General features: G+C 60.0%; 14 protein-coding genes and 4 pseudogenes. 10 read left to right on the plus strand and 8 right to left on the minus strand.

The window, feature by feature from the left end; genetic code table 11:
* Positions 1-13 precede the first annotated feature (13 nt).
* The 4 genes and pseudogenes from PL79_RS21470 to PL79_RS37205 form a co-directional block, all read right to left on the minus strand.
* Complete coding sequence (locus tag PL79_RS21470) at positions 14-922, minus strand: HTH-type transcriptional regulator ArgP (RefSeq protein WP_044845164.1); 909 nt, start codon at positions 920-922, stop codon at positions 14-16.
* A 325-nt stretch (positions 923-1,247) separates the two neighbouring features.
* Positions 1,248-2,070: pseudogene (locus PL79_RS21475) on the minus strand (IS630 family transposase); the annotation flags it as partial.
* Positions 2,071-2,357: 287 nt separating this feature from the next.
* Complete coding sequence (locus tag PL79_RS21480) at positions 2,358-3,572, minus strand: NAD(P)/FAD-dependent oxidoreductase (protein WP_235879301.1); 1,215 nt, start codon at positions 3,570-3,572, stop codon at positions 2,358-2,360.
* Between the two features lie 302 nt (positions 3,573-3,874).
* Positions 3,875-4,000 (minus strand): annotated as a pseudogene (locus tag PL79_RS37205) (CoA transferase); the annotation flags it as partial.
* Between the two features lie 68 nt (positions 4,001-4,068).
* Between PL79_RS37205 and PL79_RS21490 the strand changes: the two are divergent.
* A protein-coding gene (locus tag PL79_RS21490; RefSeq protein ID WP_135801110.1) for an IS5 family transposase occupies positions 4,069-4,823 on the plus strand; the annotation gives its coding sequence in 2 pieces (ribosomal slippage) (positions 4,069-4,390 and positions 4,390-4,823; 756 coding nt in all).
* A 168-nt stretch (positions 4,824-4,991) separates the two neighbouring features.
* Here PL79_RS21490 and PL79_RS21495 read toward each other — a convergent pair.
* Positions 4,992-6,092, minus strand: coding sequence for an IS5 family transposase (locus PL79_RS21495; protein ID WP_044845136.1), 1,101 nt, complete (start codon positions 6,090-6,092; stop codon positions 4,992-4,994).
* Positions 6,093-6,689: 597 nt separating this feature from the next.
* On the opposite strand from PL79_RS21495, the gene PL79_RS21500 reads away from it, so the two are divergent.
* The 8 genes and pseudogenes from PL79_RS21500 to PL79_RS21540 all read left to right on the plus strand — a co-directional run bounded on the left by PL79_RS21500 (position 6,690) and on the right by PL79_RS21540 (position 13,117).
* Positions 6,690-7,013, plus strand: coding sequence for a 2Fe-2S iron-sulfur cluster-binding protein (locus PL79_RS21500; RefSeq protein WP_044845137.1), 324 nt, complete (start codon positions 6,690-6,692; stop codon positions 7,011-7,013).
* 25 nt (positions 7,014-7,038) lie between these two features.
* Entirely contained in the window at positions 7,039-7,680 is a 642-nt protein-coding gene (locus tag PL79_RS21505) for a VOC family protein (RefSeq protein ID WP_235879302.1), read from the plus strand.
* 589 nt (positions 7,681-8,269) lie between these two features.
* Positions 8,270-8,623 (plus strand): transposase, encoded by a 354-nt coding sequence (locus PL79_RS21510; RefSeq protein ID WP_135801111.1) that lies wholly within the window; start codon positions 8,270-8,272, stop codon positions 8,621-8,623.
* Entirely contained in the window at positions 8,620-9,048 is a 429-nt protein-coding gene (locus PL79_RS21515; protein WP_052664655.1) for an IS3 family transposase, read from the plus strand. The genes PL79_RS21510 and PL79_RS21515 overlap by 4 nt, the downstream gene beginning before the upstream one ends.
* 80 nt (positions 9,049-9,128) lie before the next feature.
* The gene (locus PL79_RS21520) at positions 9,129-10,208 is read left to right on the plus strand and encodes an IS110 family transposase (RefSeq protein ID WP_044845138.1); all 1,080 of its coding nucleotides are present in this window, start codon (positions 9,129-9,131) and stop codon (positions 10,206-10,208) included.
* 321 nt (positions 10,209-10,529) lie between these two features.
* Positions 10,530-10,932 (plus strand): annotated as a pseudogene (locus tag PL79_RS21530) (IS3 family transposase); the annotation flags it as partial.
* Positions 10,933-11,288: 356 nt separating this feature from the next.
* Entirely contained in the window at positions 11,289-12,104 is an 816-nt protein-coding gene (locus tag PL79_RS21535; RefSeq protein WP_044845140.1) for an IclR family transcriptional regulator, read from the plus strand.
* 164 nt (positions 12,105-12,268) lie between these two features.
* Positions 12,269-13,117, plus strand: coding sequence for a helix-turn-helix transcriptional regulator (locus tag PL79_RS21540; protein WP_082088518.1), 849 nt, complete (start codon positions 12,269-12,271; stop codon positions 13,115-13,117).
* Between the two features lie 165 nt (positions 13,118-13,282).
* Here the strand turns inward: PL79_RS21540 and PL79_RS37050 are convergent, their stop codons facing one another.
* The 3 genes and pseudogenes from PL79_RS37050 to PL79_RS21555 form a co-directional block, all read right to left on the minus strand.
* Positions 13,283-13,426, minus strand: coding sequence for a hypothetical protein (locus PL79_RS37050; protein WP_193759864.1), 144 nt, complete (start codon positions 13,424-13,426; stop codon positions 13,283-13,285).
* A gap of 373 nt (positions 13,427-13,799) precedes the next feature.
* Positions 13,800-14,549 (minus strand): IS21-like element ISBmu3 family helper ATPase IstB, encoded by a 750-nt coding sequence (gene istB, locus PL79_RS21550; protein ID WP_006400877.1) that lies wholly within the window; start codon positions 14,547-14,549, stop codon positions 13,800-13,802.
* A 15-nt stretch (positions 14,550-14,564) separates the two neighbouring features.
* Positions 14,565-14,930, minus strand: a pseudogene (locus PL79_RS21555) (IS21 family transposase); the annotation flags it as partial.
* A gap of 370 nt (positions 14,931-15,300) precedes the next feature.
* On the opposite strand from PL79_RS21555, the gene PL79_RS37210 reads away from it, so the two are divergent.
* Positions 15,301-15,933 carry a hypothetical protein gene (locus PL79_RS37210; protein WP_442861565.1) on the plus strand — a complete coding sequence of 211 codons (633 nt, stop codon included), beginning with the start codon at positions 15,301-15,303 and terminating at the stop codon, positions 15,931-15,933.
* Positions 15,934-16,082: the final 149 nt, after the last annotated feature.

Genomic DNA, 16,082 nt, shown 5'->3' on the forward strand with positions numbered 1-16,082 from the left:
TCATCCCGGCGCTTCACGCGTAGCCTTCCTTCCCGAGAGCCTGCACCAAGCTCTTGCGCGCGGCATCGATAACCAATGCACTGATTCTCGCAAGTGGCTCAGGCTCCGACTCCCAGTGATGCCAATAGAGGTCGATCATCAAGTCATGTCTGGGTGCGAGCGCAACCAGTTCTCCACAATGAATCAGCGGTTCAGCCTGCATCGAGGGCACGAGTCCATATCCCAGGTTGCTACGGATAGCATTGAGCAGCGCCGCTGGAGACGGAAAATAATGCTTCAGATACTTCCCCACAGACACGCCGAAGCACGAGTCGAGAAACGCATCGTGCAACATGTCTTTTCTGTCGAATAAGACTGCCGTGGCCTTGAGCGCACCGGGTAAAGTAATGCCACCAGGAAAGTACTGAAAAGCAAACTGGGGAGTGGCCACGCATTGGTATCGCATCTGCCCGACCGGTTCAGCAAGAAAACCTTCAACAGGCTTGCGTTGAGTCGACAGGCATCCCTTAACGTCGCCGCGAGCCAGAGCCTGGAGCGTATGATCCTGATCGTCAACGACGATCTCAAGCGCCACGTGCTGGAGCGCAAGTTGTCGTGCGACAGGCTCGAACCATGTTGCGAGCGAATCGGCGTTAACAGCGAGGGCAATGGCTGTCGTCGCCATACTGCCTGGCATGATGCGCCGAAGCAGCGCGTCCTCCAGAAGACGGACTGACATAAAATATCGCAGAACGTCTTCCCCGGCCTTTGTTGGGGTAAGAGGCGGCTCGCGGCTCAGCAGTAGCGCTCCTAAGCTTTCCTCAAGGATCTTCACCCTCCGCGAAGCCGCGCCGCGTGAAATGTTCAATGCGGCCGCGGCGCGCGTGAAGTGTCGGTGCTCAACCACGGCGGCAAACGTTTCTAACTGCAGCATGTTCAACATCGTGACCTCTTTCAGCGCCACTATTCAGCGCGTCTAATGCTTCACCCACCGGACCCCGCCGCCAGGCAGCAACACCCAAGCTATCGATCTTTCCACTATCCGGCTACCTGACTCTACCGATTAATACGCACCAGAATTGCTTGTTCGAGAAAGCCATAGCAAAACCGAAACCCAATTTCCGCTCGCCATCCATCCTGGTGCCCCGTCGCCACGAAATGCTTTTCCGTTTTATAGAAACTAGCTAGTGAGCTCGACGGCCTTCAATTCATACAGGTTTAGCGAGGAGATAGCCACGACTCTGGGGCACGAGTGATGTTCGGTCCAATGGTCGGTCAGCCAGAAAGGTTTGAACGGCGTCGGTTTTGTGGCTGCTCACGTTGTCGCAAATCACGTGAATCTCCTTTCTGGCTGGCTGTGTCGCTACCACCTCGGTGAGGAACGCGACGAACTGGGCACTGGTATGGCGTGGGGCAGTCTTGCCCAACACTTCGTCGGCCGGCGACATTCAATGCCGCAAACAGGCTCAGGGTGCCGTTGCGCTTGTATTCAAAGCCATGACTTTCGGCGCGCCCGGGCGAGAGCGGCAACATCCGGTCTTTGCGATCAAACGCCTGAATGGCCGTTTTCTCGTCCACGCAGAACACCACTGCGTGCAGCGGCGGGTTCAGATACAGGCCGATCACATCGGCAGCCTCGGTCTCAAAGTCGGGATCGTTGGACACCATGTGGGTATCGAGACGATGCAGACGAATGTCGTGCTTGCGCCAGATACGTTGCACCGTCATGAAGGGCTCGCCCAACTGCGCGGCCAACTTGCAGCTACTCCAGTGCGTCGAGCCGTCGGCCGGTTTGCGTCGCAGCGTGTAGTCGAGCACTCGCGCCTCAAGACGCGCCAGATCACGGCGCGGCGCACGACCCGGGTGCCTGCCGTACAAGCCCGCCAGACGTTCATTGCCGAAGCGGGTTTGCCATGTCGTGATGAAACGCGAATCGCATCGCAATTCGTTCATGATCGCCCCGCGCGAGGCCCCTTCGTCGAGCAACAAGATCAACCGCGCTCCCCTTACTTGGCCAACGGCCATCGTTCGGCTGCGCTGCATCGACAGCAATTCTTCGCGCTCGGCTTCACTCAGATTCATTTTTCCCATGCACCTTTAGATCGGTGCAATTTCATTGGTTCAATGGACTAGTTCATACACGGCGTTGACATTGCCCATCGAAATATCAGCGATGATGAGTTCGCGCGCGGCAGAAGCACATACATCTTTCTATCAACCACACCCGAGTACTTGACAAAGCGGCCCATCAGCCTTGCCATCGTCGGCACGGGTGTCCTTAATCAGCTCGACAAGCAATCATCACGGCACACTTAGTTTCAAGCGGGTTCGAGTACTGCAGCAGTCTGGGTGCGTCGACGTAAACGCGCCGCGCGCTGCTACCCCAAGTTCTTCAGCGAGAATCCAGGCTCGCGCGCCAGAGTTGGGGAAAGACCGATTTGCTTGGCAAGAAGCCTTCTCGCCAACATGTGGTCTGCCGGCCGGTTAACCGATTCCACGGCTCGCAGCACGCCGTCCGAAATGCACAGGATGGAGAAGTTCCGGGCGGTGGTGTCGCCGATCACTACGCGCTCGTCACGGTCGTCGCGTAGCCCAGCGATTTGCAGTTTCAAGTCGCCTTGGTCGCTCCAGAACCACGGCACCGCCTGATACTCGATTGGCGTACGTCCCGCGAGGCGAGCCGCCACTACGCGCGCCTGATCGACAGCGTTCTGCACCGACTCGAGTCGAACACGATGACCATCAGCGCGCATTGGAAAGGATGCGACATCCCCAATGGCAGATACTTGCAGATCAGCGGTCCGCAATGTGGCGTCAACAACAATCCCATTGTCGACCGGCAAACCTGCCTGAAGCGCAAGCTCGACCCTCGGCACAGCGCCGATGCCGACCACTACGAGGTCTGCGGGAATCCGCTCTCCTCTGGTCGTGATGACCGACGCTACCCTGCCACCCCGTCCTTCCAACCGTTCCACGCCCGTCCGGAACAGTAGTTCCGTACCCAAGGAGCGATGCGCCCGAGTAAATGCGGCTGCACATTCGGGCGACAAGACCCGGGCCATTGGTCGCTCGCCAATATCCAGCACGCTGACAGCATGGCCGAGCTGACGCGCCGAAGCGGCGAACTCAAGTCCGATGAAACCGGCGCCAATCACGACCGCCTTGTTGCAGCCTGCAAGCGCTGCAAGGAGCCGATCGGCATCGTCCAGTGTTTGCAGGGACAGCACGCCCGCAAGTTCCGCCCCCGGCACCGGCAATGTTCGTGGCCGCGAGCCGGTCGCTATGACGAGATGGTCATATGGCAGAGATTCTCCGCTGTTGAGTGTGACGCGCTGCGCTTCTCGGTCGATTTTTTCGGCAACACCCGGGATAAGGGTCAGTCTGTTCTCCTTGAAAAAACTTTCTCCGCGGAAAGCCAGATCGGCGGCGCACGTCTTTCCGAGTAGGTAACTTTTGGAAAGAGGCGGTCGCTGATAGGGCAATCTGCCTTCGTCGGAGATAAGGCACAAGTCGCCGGTAAAGCCTTGCTGGCGCAAGGTCGAAGCGCATTGAAAACCAGCGTGTCCAGCGCCGAGTATGACAACTTTCTGCATGGCTAAGCAATCTCCGCATGAGACATTCATTTTTCCTCGCGTCCAATCCGACGCAAATCGCACTGCAGGGGGCGGAATTCCAGGTCGGACATCGCCGGTCGCCGCTGCCATGCGGGCCCGGCCTTGCTTACTTGCACCGGTCCGTCATGGTCGTCCTCGCACACGAGCTTGCGCACAATCTTCTCCGCGTCCGGATTCTTCAAGTCGAGCGCAACGGAGTGCCTGTTGCGCAACTGTACTTGCCGCCAAACGTAGGCGCCGCTCTTTCGCTACGTGGCCATTTTCGAAAAGCAGGTACTTGTTCAGCGTTGCCTTATTAGAAGGCGCCACTTGCGAATCGAATCACCTGTACCTGGAGGCTCAATCTTGATCACGTCGGCTCCAAAACCAGCCCGCGTCGTGGCCGCAAAAGGTACAGCAATCAGTTGGTCCGTTTCTAGAGGCTGTTAACAATCAATGAATTGTGTTTACATCCTGATTTTTATGGGAGATCAGGATGGTTCGCTGGCTGATGAGCAACGCGCAATGGACGAAGATCGAGCATCTGTTGCCAGGCAAGGCAAGCGATCCGGGACGCACAGCGGCAGACAATCGGCTGTTTGTCGAAGCGGTGCTATGGATCGCTCGTACTGGCGCACTGTGGCGCGACCTGCCCAGCGAATTCGGTCGGTGGGAGCGCACGTACATGCGCTTTTCCCGCTGGAGCAGAAAGGGCGTATGGGAACGTGTGGCCCATGCCTTGGCAGGCGAAGCCGATTTGCAGCAATTGTTCAGCGATTCGACCATCGTGCGGGCGCACCAGCATTCAGCCGGCGCCCAAAAAAAGCGGGGCCGCAGGCACTTGGGCGGTCGCGGGGAGGATTGAGCACGAAACTGCATGTCGCGGTCGACGCGCTGGGCAATCCGCTGCGCATCGTACTGAGCGCCGGCCAGGTTGCCGACATCGACTGCGCCCCGGAACTGATTGCCGATCTCGCGGCGCAAGCCGTCATCGCTGACAAGGGCTACGACAGCAACGCGTTCGTCCAGCAGATCGAAGCTTCTGGTGCCCAGGCCGTGATCCCGCCACGCGCCAATCGACGCAATCCGCGCGCTTTCGATCCCGAGCTGTATCGTTCTCGCAACCTTATCGAACGCTTCTTCAGTCGCATCAAACATTTTCGACGCCTCGCTACTCGCTATGACAAACTCGCCCGTAATAACTTCATGGCCTTTGCGCAACTCGCTTGCGCATTTGCGCCAAAGCTTTGATTGTTAACACGACCTAGCAGGCTGCTGAAATACGCCCGAGCTGAAGCGGCCTCGCTCCAATTACGCGGCTCTCGCCGCAAGATTTGCGCATTGTGCGATTTCAATGCGAATTCAACGTCCTTGTAAGCGTTTTGAGGCCAATTCATGGTCTCATTTCCGTGTTTACTTTCACGATGGACGGACTTGTGCCAAGGATCGCAGGCGCACGAGGTTGTACGCGGCCATGTTCAAAACGAACATCTGATCCACCTTCTTCAACCCGCGCACCATCGCCTGGCGCATGCGCCCTACGGTCGTCGCCCAGCCGAAGCCTTGTTCGATCAGCTTGCGCTTTTGCTGAGAAATGGCGTAGCCCACGCTCGAGGCAATCGTGTCGGCCACCGCCGAACGCCGCCCCGAGGTATTTTGTGCTACATGCGGTGTCACCTTCATCTCGTGGCAGGCCTCGATGAACTCCTGTGCGTCGTAACCCTTGTCCGCACCCAGCGTGATCTCCGCGCTCGCATCCTGTACCGCTTGCCGCGCGTCGTTGATCAGGATCTTGGCCGCTTCACGCTCGGCATGCCCGTCAGCGTGCGTCACGCGCGCGTTGACCACCAGGCCGTGCCGGTTATCGGTCAGCGTATGGCCCATGTACCGCAATTCGCTGGCCGTCTTGCCTTTGCGATAGAGCCGCGCATCGGGATCGGTCCTGGACTGATGCGTCTCGTTGCTGCGCTTGCTGCCTTTAAAGTCGTCCGCGCTGCCGCCGTCGTTGTCCTGATCGTCATCGTCCTTGCGCACGAAGCTCTTGTGCCCCGCCCACGCCTGGATCAGCGTGCCGTCGACGCTGAAGTGTTCGCCCGAGAGCAGACCCTTCTTCCCAGCGATGACCACTACTTCATTGAAGAATTCGATAATCGCATCGTGCTTGATCAATCGCTCGCGATTCTTCGTGAAGACCGTGGGCACCCACACCTCGTCATCCATTGCCAGGCCGATGAACCAGCGAAAAAGCAGGTTATATTGAACCTGCTCCATCAGTTGCCGCTCCGAGCGGATGCTGTAGAGAACCTGGATCAGCATGGCTCGCAATAGCTTCTCTGGCGCGATGCTCGGCCGCCCGCCCTTTATGTCCGCTTCGTACATCCCGGCGAACAGTCGATCCATCTTCGCCAGCGCTTCGTTCGCCATCAGGCGGATCGATCGCAACGGATGCGACTTCGGGACGAAGTCGTCCAGCTTTCGCAAGGAAAACAGGCTCTCGGTGAACGTGTCAGCGCCGCGCATGATCTCCAGTGGGCAAGTGAGGGTCTCAATATCAACGCAGCAAGGGCCTTCCGCGATGACGTAAGCCGCCGGTACTTCAGCAACCTGCTAGGACCTTGGATCCGTCGAGGGGACCGGTGGAGTTTGATTCATGGGGCGAGACAGAGTCGCAAGCGCCACGCGTAACACGGGGGCTTTCTGCAACGTAAGTCATGCGGTAGTTCCTTGGAATGCTCGATTAAACCGAATCTAATCACACGCTCCGGCGGCGTCAGTCCCCTTCCCGGGGACGTGTGCGTTGTCGTTCTAATGACCTGCGCAAGTCACTCGTCGACCAGGCTCGGCACTGGGCCATTACGATCAATCTCGCGCGAGATGAACATTGAGCTCAGCGGACCATTCCCCATAGTGCTCCGGGTTCCTCCGGCCATTGGTCGGCATGTTGGTTTTCTGCGGCTCTAGCAAGCCAAGTACTCCTTCGCCCGCCGAGCATTCGCAGCCGCGCGTTCTGCACTTCCCCCCTCTCTCCCAACGACGTCCCCGGGAAGGGGACTTACACCGACGCGACCTTGAGGGATATTAAAACCTGCACCGTATCATCTGAAGGACATCGAAACCATGCCCCGTGTCATCTACATCCATTCCAACGGCGAACGCAACGAGGTCGAAGTACCTATCGGGCAGAACCTGATGATGGCCGCAACCAGTAACGATATCAAAGGCATTGTCGGCGACTGCGGCGGCGCGATGAGCTGTGCCACATGCCACGTGATCGTGGATGATTCGTTCGCCGGCCTGCTGCCTGCGCCTGACGACACCGAAAACCAGCTGCTGGACTTCACCGCCGCGCCGCGTGAAGCAAACAGCAGGCTGTCGTGCCAGATCTCGATGAGCGACCTGCTCGACGGCCTCGCAGTACGCATCGCCGATCCGCAACTCTAAATCGCACCGACAGGAGAATCTACCCATGCAAACCACCGCCCCCGAAGTTAGCGGCGCCAAACCCAACGCGGCCCTGACACCCAATCCGGGCCTGACGCCGATGATGTTGAACCACGCGGCATGGGTGACGCCCGACGCCGCCGCGACGACTGATTTCTACACGCGCATCATGGGAATGGAGCTGGCGAGCACGGTGCTGGACGATAGCATCCCGTCCACCGGTGATGCCATTCCCTACTTCCATATTTTCTTTCGCATGGGAGACGGCTCTACGCTGGCGTTTTTTGAGGCGCCCGGCGTGCCCGCCCCGGCAAAGGCAAGCCATCCCGCTTACGACCTGTTCAATCACATCGCGCTGCAAGCGAAGGATCGCGCCGAGGTGATGCGCTGGTACGAGTGGCTGAAGTCGCAAGGAGTGGACGTGATCGGCCCGACCGACCATAAGGGCTTGATCCTGTCAATCTACTTCCACGACCCGGCGGGCGTTCGACTGGAAATCACAACCCCGCTCGACACGCATTGGAATCGCCACACCGAGAAGGGCTACGCCGACCTCAAGCTGTGGGAAGACTGCAAAGCCAAAGCCAAGGCCGATGGAAGAGATGTGGGCCAAGCGCTTATCGAAATGATCAAAGACGTCCGCAAACGGTACGAAAAAAAGGCTTGACCGCCCGTCGAACGGCAATCGGAAGGACTTGTCGCCTTTGACGATAAGACCATCAATTGTCTCCGCGGCCGGCCATATGCGCCTGTCGGTGATCTTTGGGACGCCGCACTGACGGACTTGCGAATGCTCATCACGGAAGCCGTCAATGCTGCGCAAGTCGTGCCTATGGCCACGTGGGGCACTTCACCGGAGATGATTGTGCCCCTCGACGGATGCTTGCCGGATCTCGTGAAACCGACCCGATCCGCCGAAGCGGCATGGAGCGCGCCTTGGTTTATATGGGTTTGGAGCCTGGCCAGCCCGTCAGCGAGTTGCAAATCAACAAGGTGTTCATCGGGTCAGCGCCGCCGCCCACTGCGGTGACGTGTGGGTGGTACAATTCCTTGCCGGCATGGTTCAATAGCACTGCGCGCGGGCGGCACCCCCGGCGCCATCGCGTCGCATCTAGCCCCCTTTTGAGAGACAATTCCCGTAGGTGACGGAATCACGTTGACCCGTTTCGTGCACGCCACGATGGTCCTCTTCCCGGTCTCCCGACAGGCCCGGTCAAACACCTGACAAGTCGCAGGATTGGAGATGACCCGCTTTCGTGGACACGATCTATCCTGACAAGGAGGAGGTACGGATCATGTCCAAATACCGAGCGCCCTATGCACCGGAATTTCGGCAACAGATCGTGGACTTGGTACACGCCGGGCGTCGCCCGGAAGAGTTGTCCAAGGAATTTGGCCCGAGCACGCCGACCATCTACGGCTGGGTTGCCCAGGCCGATCGTGATGCCGGTACACGACACGACGGCTTGACCTCGACCGAACACGAAGAGCTCTCGCGCCTGCGCCGTGAGAACCGTCAGCTCAAGCTTGAGCGCGAGATCCTGGCAAAAGCCGCGGCCTGGTTCGCGAGGGAGACCGGAACGCTGCCCGACAAGGGTTCGAGTTCATGAAAGCGAATCAGGCCACCTGGCCTATTGCGACGATGGCACGGCTGCTGGGGGTCTCTGCCAGCGGCTTCTACGCTTGGCACCAACGAGCGCCATCGGCGCATTCCCGTAGTGACGCCGATCTGGCGACCCGCATCCGCGCCATCTACGACGGCTCACGCGGCACCTACGGCATGCCTCGCGTTCATGCGGAGCTTGCTGAGCAAGGCATCCACGTCGCGCGCAAACGGGTCGCACGGCTGATGCGCCTCGCGGGTCTGCGTGGCGTGAGCCGGCGCAAGTGGATCACCACGACACAACGACAAGCCGGGGCACGCGCCGCACCGGACTTGGTGCAACGGCATTTCAATGCCGATGAGCCGAATCGCCTGTGGGTCGCCGACGCGACCTTCGTGCCGACCCGCGCAGGCTTTCTCTATCTGAATTAGTAAGGACTTTCCCGATCTCGTGGCATAGCGATATGCCAGGATGGTTGGTGCTAGGCAACCCATCTGGGAAGGGGAAAGTCATGGACAAGATTACTCGTATCGGCGTGGATCTGGCCAAGAACCTGATTCAGGTACACGGCGTGGACAGCATGGAACGCGTGGTGGTCATGAAAGCCATCTCACGGCAGAAGTTTCTCGAGTGGTTTGCCAACCTCGCGCCGTGCCTGGTCGCAATGGAAGCGTGCAGCACAGCCCACTACTGGGCGCGCAAGCTGCGCGCACTCGGCCACGAAGTGCGCCTGATCGCGCCGCAGTTCGCCGCCCCCTACCGCAAGGGCGGTAAGCACGTGAAGAACGACAGGCTGGATGCTGAGGCCATCTGCGAGGCCGCGGGCCGGCCGCATATGCGCTTCGTGGCCGTCAAAACGGCAGACCAGCAAAACGTGCTGGTGCTGCATCGGATGCGGGCCGGTTTCGTTGAGGAGCGTACCGCGCTCGTCAACCGGCTGCGCGGTGAGCTGGTCGAGTTCGGCGCATTTCTGCCGCAAGGCATCGACGCATTTCGTGCCCACTTCGTCGAGGCACTGGAGGGCGGGGCTACTGAACTGAACGGTGTCGCGCGCACTGCACTGCTGCAAGGCTGGGAGCACCTGCAGGCCCTCGACCAGCAAATCGCCTGGTGCGACGTGCAAGTCGCCGCGCACGTAAAGCACGACAGCAACGCGCAGCGCGTCATGGCGGTCATCGGCATCGGGCCGCTCACCGCATCCGCCGCGGTGGCCACCATTGGCGACGCTCGCCTGTTCCACAACGGCCGGCAATTTGCCGCCTGGGTTGGCACGGTGCCCAAACAGAAGAGCAGCGGCGGCAAGACCCGGCTGGGTCGCATCACGAAGCAGGGCAACACGTATCTGCGCACGCTGCTGTTCCAGGGCGCGCGCTCCGCGGTAACGAGCGCCCATCGACGAACCGACCGGCTCTCCCGCTGGATCGTTCAGATCCAGGCACGCGTGGGCTGGTATCGAACGCTGGTGGCCGTCGCCAACAAGCACGCGCGCATCCTGTGGGCGATTCTGGCAAGGGGCGAGCGCTTCGACCCCTCGCATGTCGCCACTCCCTCAAAACCGGCCAGCCACGGAGGAGGTACGGCAACAGCATGAACGGGTAAATCTGGGCGTCACCCGTAAAGGGTGACTTGGTAATCCAGGACGCAAAAGCAAGGATAGCGACAGGTCAGACCGGCAGCGGGCGAACTCGAACCACAGTCAGGCGCTACATCGCATGTATTCGCCGTTATCTGGATGGAGTCCTGCTGCGCGGTTACTATCCGGGCCCGGGCACCGGCAACGATGGTGCCCAACAAGGCCGCTTATAGGTGTGCAGTCTGTCTCGCCGCTGAATGCCGAATGTGTCCCAATGACATGGGAATCGAACGGATGGATGAATCAACCCCAGCTTGCAAAAAAGGAAAGTCCTTATAGGCCGTGGTGTTGGACGTGTTCAGTCGCCGCATCGTCGGCTGGGCGATGGGTGAGCACCTGCGCACGGAGCTGATGCTCAAGGCCTTGGACATGGCGCTGGCGCAACGTCACGCCAAGGGTGTCATTCACCATTCCGATCAAGGGTGCCCAATACACCTCCCTCGCGTTTGGGCGGCGCTGCCGCGAGGCCGGCGTGCGCCCATCCATGGGCTCCGTGGGCGACTGCTTTGATAACGCGATGTGCGAGTCGTTCTTCGCCACGCTCGAATGTGAATTGCTCGCGCGCACGCGATTCGAAACCCGCGAGCAAGCTAGCCGCGCGATCTTCTCATTCATCGAAGGCTGGTATAACCCGCATCGGCGCCACAGCAGCCTGGGTTATCGCTCGCCGAGCGTCTACGAGCATATCCACCACGAACAAAACCGAACATGCGCGCCAAGCGAGTTGCCCACCGCCGGCCAGCGTCATGGTCGTGATAAGCGACCCGCCGGCCGACCGTGGACAACTCGCAGCACTGCGTCAAACGGAGGAGTTCCACCTGCTTAAAATTTAACTGCCCAACCGTTCACGGAAACGGGTCAACCTCAGATCTCTTCACGGATTTGGCTACGCCGACGACCGATATCGCTCCGAAATCGCGCAGTCGCACCCTACCGCGCCGTGGGAGATGAAATGCGGAACCTGCTTGCGCCGTAAGCCGTTGGGGAAGCGGCATGCTAGGCTACGTCCCCGGAAATCACAGCGGCGATGGAGTCCCCATGGGTAAGAAGGTGGCCGAAGAAAATGTTGACGAGGAAACTGGCGGCGGCGTCCAGTCTGTCGACACGGCGTTACGTGTGCTCTCCGCACTGATCGAAATGGGTCCGCCGCTCATGTTGAAGACGGTGGCTGAGCGGGCCGGGATGCAGCCTCCCAAAGCGCATCGATATTTGGTTAGTTTCTGCCGAGGCGGCCTGGCCGAGCGCGACCCCACTTCCGGCGGATACCGGCTGGGCCCTCTAGCTATCCGACTGGGACTTGCGGCGCTGCGCCACCTGCACGTGGTCAACGTGGCGGCAAAAGCGCTTGGCGAGTTGCGCGACGAGGTCGGTTATACCGTCGGCCTCGCAGTTTGGGGGGCTGCTGGACCGACCTTCGTCCGATTTGAAGAGACCAACGATGTGTTGATAGTTAGTTGTCGGCCGGGCTCGGTCATGCCGATACTGTCGTCGTCCACCGGTAGGGTATTCGGAGCGTACATGCCCCGCAGCATCACCGACCCTTTCATTCGCCGGGAATTGGCAGGAAAACCCCATCCCGGCGCCAGCCTCGCCAGCGTGCCCCGAATCACTAAGCAGCAAATGGAGGCGCTCTTTGAGCAGGTGCACGAACAAGGCATGGCGCAGGTGCGAGGCGATCTCAATCCAGGCCTGCATGGACTCTCCGCGCCGGTGCTAGACCATGCGGGCGCCCTCGCTGGAGTCATCACGGTAATGGGGCCAGCTGGAATCATCGACGTTGAACTCGACGGACCGATTGCGCAGGCACTCCGGATGCGGGCGCGACTGATCTCCCAGGGAATGGGCGCGCTCTGAAATAAGCCGCACCGGGTAACGGGGAACTGCTGCGATAGCCCCAGAGGGTATCTCCCAGTGTCTCGATGATTACGATAAGCGTAATCTGATTTCGTACCGAATAATCGCCACGACTATTGGAACCGAGCGTCGGCGTAACAGGAGCGAATTCCAGGAGGCAAGCGATGACGATCATGACCGTTCGCGAGAATGCCGCTCGTACTGCCCCGGAGGCCATGGCATTCGCCACGCTGGTCGATGCCCTCGGTGAGGATGGCTTCGGCCCTGCCCTCGCTCGCTTACTCAACGAACTTTGTGGCGCGGATCACTTCGCGGCGTTCCGTTTTGGCAAAAATGAACTGCGCGAAGTTGCGGCCTGCTGCGTCGAGCCAGAGCGGACGGTACGCGACCGTGTCGAGCGCTACATCAACCAAGGCTGGTGGAAGCGCGACCCCGCAATGACGGAGGCGCAACGCCATCTTGGTGCTCAGCGACCGGGCCTTATTCACATCGATTTGACCGACGATGATTATTCCGCGATGCGCTCCGGCCTCTATTGGGACGTCCGTGATCGTCTTCTGCTCTGCGGCCATTGCGCTAATGCTGATTTTGGCCTGAGCATCGTGCGCGCGGACCCGCATGCGGCGTTCGCAAGCGAAGTAATCGAAAAGGTAGCTCAGTGGGCCGAACTCCTGCTAGCTGTGCTGGGTAAGCATGCCAGCATGTTTCAGCCCGTGCCAAACGTAGCGCAAGCGCTAACAGCCCTCGAGGAAATCGAAAGTTGCATTGCCTCCACCGGCACCCTACCCCGGCGTGAAGCCGAGGTCAGCGCACGCATCCTGTACGGCTTGTCCTCAGTAGGAATAGCGCTGGACCTCGCGGTAAGCGAAGAGACCGTGAAGACTTATCGTAAGCGAGCATACCAGCGCCTCGCGATTGGGAGCGAGCGCGAACTGTTGACGTGGTACTTGGCCCAATGGAGCCGCTGGCGGGACCATCGTTGTAAAATTCCCTCGTCCGACGCTGTACATTAAATATTGCCCGCGGCGAAGAAAGCTATCTCATACGAGCTAACACTGGTGCCATGGCGTCAACCGAAACGACCGGCACGAACGCCGACGGCTCGGCGAGCGCAGCTCCGTTCGCCTGTGTGGGTCCGCAAATCCACTTGCGCAATTGGTTCGCGTTTACGCAGGCCTTCAGGGCATGCCGGATATCGATACTCCCGGCTGCCGGCATGCCTCGATCAGCCGTCGCTTATCCTGCGCGTCAAACACCCGCCTGCCGCCCCGATCTATATGCGTCACCTTCAGTGGCAAAAAAGCCAAGTCATCTTCAGTCATGGTTGCGTCCGCAAGTTGTGGTTGCGGACGCAAGCGTGACCCGTCTCAGACAGAAACACTAGGTGCGTCGAATTTCGCGCTTAGTCGTCGACCACGTTCAGGCATCGAAACCGCCGACCATAGGCCAACCCGTCAGAAACGAAGCCCATCGACCAGCTCTGATTCGGGCCTGTTGGTAACGGCAGCGGCGTGCGCTCGACAGCCGCAATACGCTTGCGTCGCCGCTTGCGCACGCTCAGCCCCGCTTTGCTGTACAGGCGCCAGATGCGCTTGTCTGCGGATTTCGGTGATGGTGATCAGCCGTTTCGGCGAACGTGATCAGTTTGGAAGGTGGTGTTGCGCGGTCAATGGATTATAGCGAAGGTGATCACGATCAGGATGCGGAGGACTGCTTGGCGTTGGTCTTCCGCATCGATTCGCCCTTCAACGGTAGCTTGTGGGCCTGATGGACGAGCCGGTCGAGGATCGCGTCGGCGAGCGTCGGGTCCTGCAGCCAGGCGTGCCAGTGTTCCAATGGCAGTTGGCTGGTAATGATCGTGGAGCGCGTGCCAACGCGATCGTCGAGCACTTCGAGCAGATCGTTTCGGGCACCCTGATCGAGGTCCTGCAGGCCCCAGTCGTCGAGCAGGAGGACGTCCATCTTGGCGAGCTGCGCGAGCCGCCGCGTGAAGCTGCCGTCGCCGTGCGCGATCTTCAATTCCTCGAACAGCCGGGCAACGCGAACGTACATCACGGAGAAGCCTTGTCGGCAGGCCTGCTGACCGAACGCGCACGCAATCCACGTCTTGCCTGCTCCGGTCGGTCCCGTCAGGATGAGGTTTTGTGCATTACGGATCCAGTCGCAGCCAGCAAGTGCGGCGACGACGCTCTTGTCGATGCCGCGACTCTGCCGGTATTCGATGTCCTCGATGCAGGCCTGAGGATTCTTGAGTTTCGCAGACTTCAGCAGCCGTTCGAGCCGCCGAGTATCGCGCCAGGCGAGCTCGCGTTCGACGACCATGCCGAAACGCTCTTCGAACGATAGGCTGGTGCTGGCGGTCAACGCCGCTTGTTCCTCGAACGCGCGGGCCATGCCGTCGAGCTTCAGGGACTTGAGCTGGGTTAAGGTTTGCTGCATCAACATCGCGACCTCCTTGGGTCAGTGGTAATACCCGGGCCCGCGCACGTTCTCGTGATCGGGCGAATGCCATTCGGTGGACGGAATCGGGAGCATCGGCTGTCGGTCCAGGCCGGATTCGAGGATCGACAGCACGGAGCGACGGGTCGGTGATCCGATCACGAGCGCCCGCTGACAGGCGGCTTCCAGCCGTTCCTTGCCGTACTTGCGTGAGAGCGACAGGAGTCCGAGACAGGCGCGGTACCCCATCTCGGGATGGGGCCGGTTGGTCAACAGATGTTTGACGATCGCTTCGGCGCCGGGACCGACCGAGGCACCCCAGTTCAACAACCGGCCTGGCGTCCATTCCATGTGGGCACGGTGCGCCGCCGGCATGTGCTCGGGCAACCTTCTATCAGGCCGAGGCCGCGTTTGCTCGCGATGGCTTGGCAGGACTCGTTCCGAAGCAGCGTGGGCCCAAGGGAGCGCACAAGCTCAATTTCGAGGCGATGGCGTTCGTCGAACGACATCTCGAAGGCGATGGCGCGATTCACGCCCGGGCGCTAGCCGAGCAACTGGAATCCGAGCTCGGCATCTCGGTCCACCCCCGCAGCATCGAACGCGCAATCGCGCGCAAAAAAAACCGTAGATCTGTGAGGCGTTGCAACGACCATCAATGCGCTTTGTGCCGATCAAGTCAGTTGAGCAGCAGGATGTGCAAAGCCTTCACCGTGCTCGTAGTCGCCTCGTAAGCAATCGAACTGGACTTGTGAGTCAGATGCGCGGCATTCTCACCGAACGCGGCATCGTATTCGCGCAATCGATTACGCGCGCGCGTCGGGAGATTCCGGCCGTCGTCGCCGACACGTCGAACGCTTTGACGCCGCTCGCGCGTGAGATGCTGGCCGATCTGATGGATCAGTTGCGCGAGCTCGACAAACGCATCGCCGGATTCGACAGGCGTATCGATGCGGTGTTCAAAGCGAGTGAGACCTGCCAGCGTATTGCGCAGATTGAAGGAGTCGGTCCCAGGACAGCGACAGCCATTGTTGCCGCTGTATCGGATCCCAAAGCTTCCGAAACGGCCGTCACTTTGCGGCCTGGCTCGGCCTTGTTCCCCGTCAGAGCTCCAGCGGAGACCGAACGCACCTGCTCGGCATCAGCAAGCGAGGCGACCGACATCTACGTACCTTGCTCATACACGGTGCCCGCGCGGTGCTCCGAACCGCACCCACCAAGCATGACAAGAAGCACGCCTGGGCTCTTGCTCCGCAAGCCAGACGAGGCGCCAACCGAGCCATTGTCGCGATCGCGAACACGATGGCCCGTGTCATCTGGTCGATGCTCGCAACCGGCCAGTCGTATCAGAAAGCAGTGTAGCAATGTCACCAACGATGCGTTGACGAATTGACGAATGGCACTCCGGTCGATCCGGCGAGCAGGGAACCTGACTTTTATAACGGCCCCCGAGGCCTTCCAGTTGTTGAGGCCTGCACGCGCGGAATTCCAGTTGGGCGCTGGGCTCTGCCCTGACGCCGGATATATGTACGCAATCGACTT

Origin of the sequence: Burkholderia sp. USMB20 (genome assembly GCF_000949135.2) — a bacterium.
GTDB lineage: Bacteria > Pseudomonadota > Gammaproteobacteria > Burkholderiales > Burkholderiaceae > Burkholderia.

Coding starts and splice junctions, on each gene's coding strand:
- PL79_RS21470 (WP_044845164.1), bottom strand. CDS start 922: ATGTTGAACATGCTGCAGTTAGAAACGTTTGCCGCCGTGGTTGAGCAC.
- PL79_RS21480 (WP_235879301.1), bottom strand. CDS start 3,572: ATGCAGAAAGTTGTCATACTCGGCGCTGGACACGCTGGTTTTCAATGC.
- PL79_RS21495 (WP_044845136.1), bottom strand. CDS start 6,092: ATGCGCGGCGCTGACACGTTCACCGAGAGCCTGTTTTCCTTGCGAAAG.
- PL79_RS21500 (WP_044845137.1), top strand. CDS start 6,690: ATGCCCCGTGTCATCTACATCCATTCCAACGGCGAACGCAACGAGGTC.
- PL79_RS21505 (WP_235879302.1), top strand. CDS start 7,039: ATGCAAACCACCGCCCCCGAAGTTAGCGGCGCCAAACCCAACGCGGCC.
- PL79_RS21515 (WP_052664655.1), top strand. CDS start 8,620: ATGAAAGCGAATCAGGCCACCTGGCCTATTGCGACGATGGCACGGCTG.
- PL79_RS21520 (WP_044845138.1), top strand. CDS start 9,129: ATGGACAAGATTACTCGTATCGGCGTGGATCTGGCCAAGAACCTGATT.
- PL79_RS21535 (WP_044845140.1), top strand. CDS start 11,289: ATGGGTAAGAAGGTGGCCGAAGAAAATGTTGACGAGGAAACTGGCGGC.
- PL79_RS21540 (WP_082088518.1), top strand. CDS start 12,269: ATGACGATCATGACCGTTCGCGAGAATGCCGCTCGTACTGCCCCGGAG.
- PL79_RS37050 (WP_193759864.1), bottom strand. CDS start 13,426: ATGACTGAAGATGACTTGGCTTTTTTGCCACTGAAGGTGACGCATATA.
- istB (WP_006400877.1), bottom strand. CDS start 14,549: ATGTTGATGCAGCAAACCTTAACCCAGCTCAAGTCCCTGAAGCTCGAC.
- PL79_RS37210 (WP_442861565.1), top strand. CDS start 15,301: ATGCGCGGCATTCTCACCGAACGCGGCATCGTATTCGCGCAATCGATT.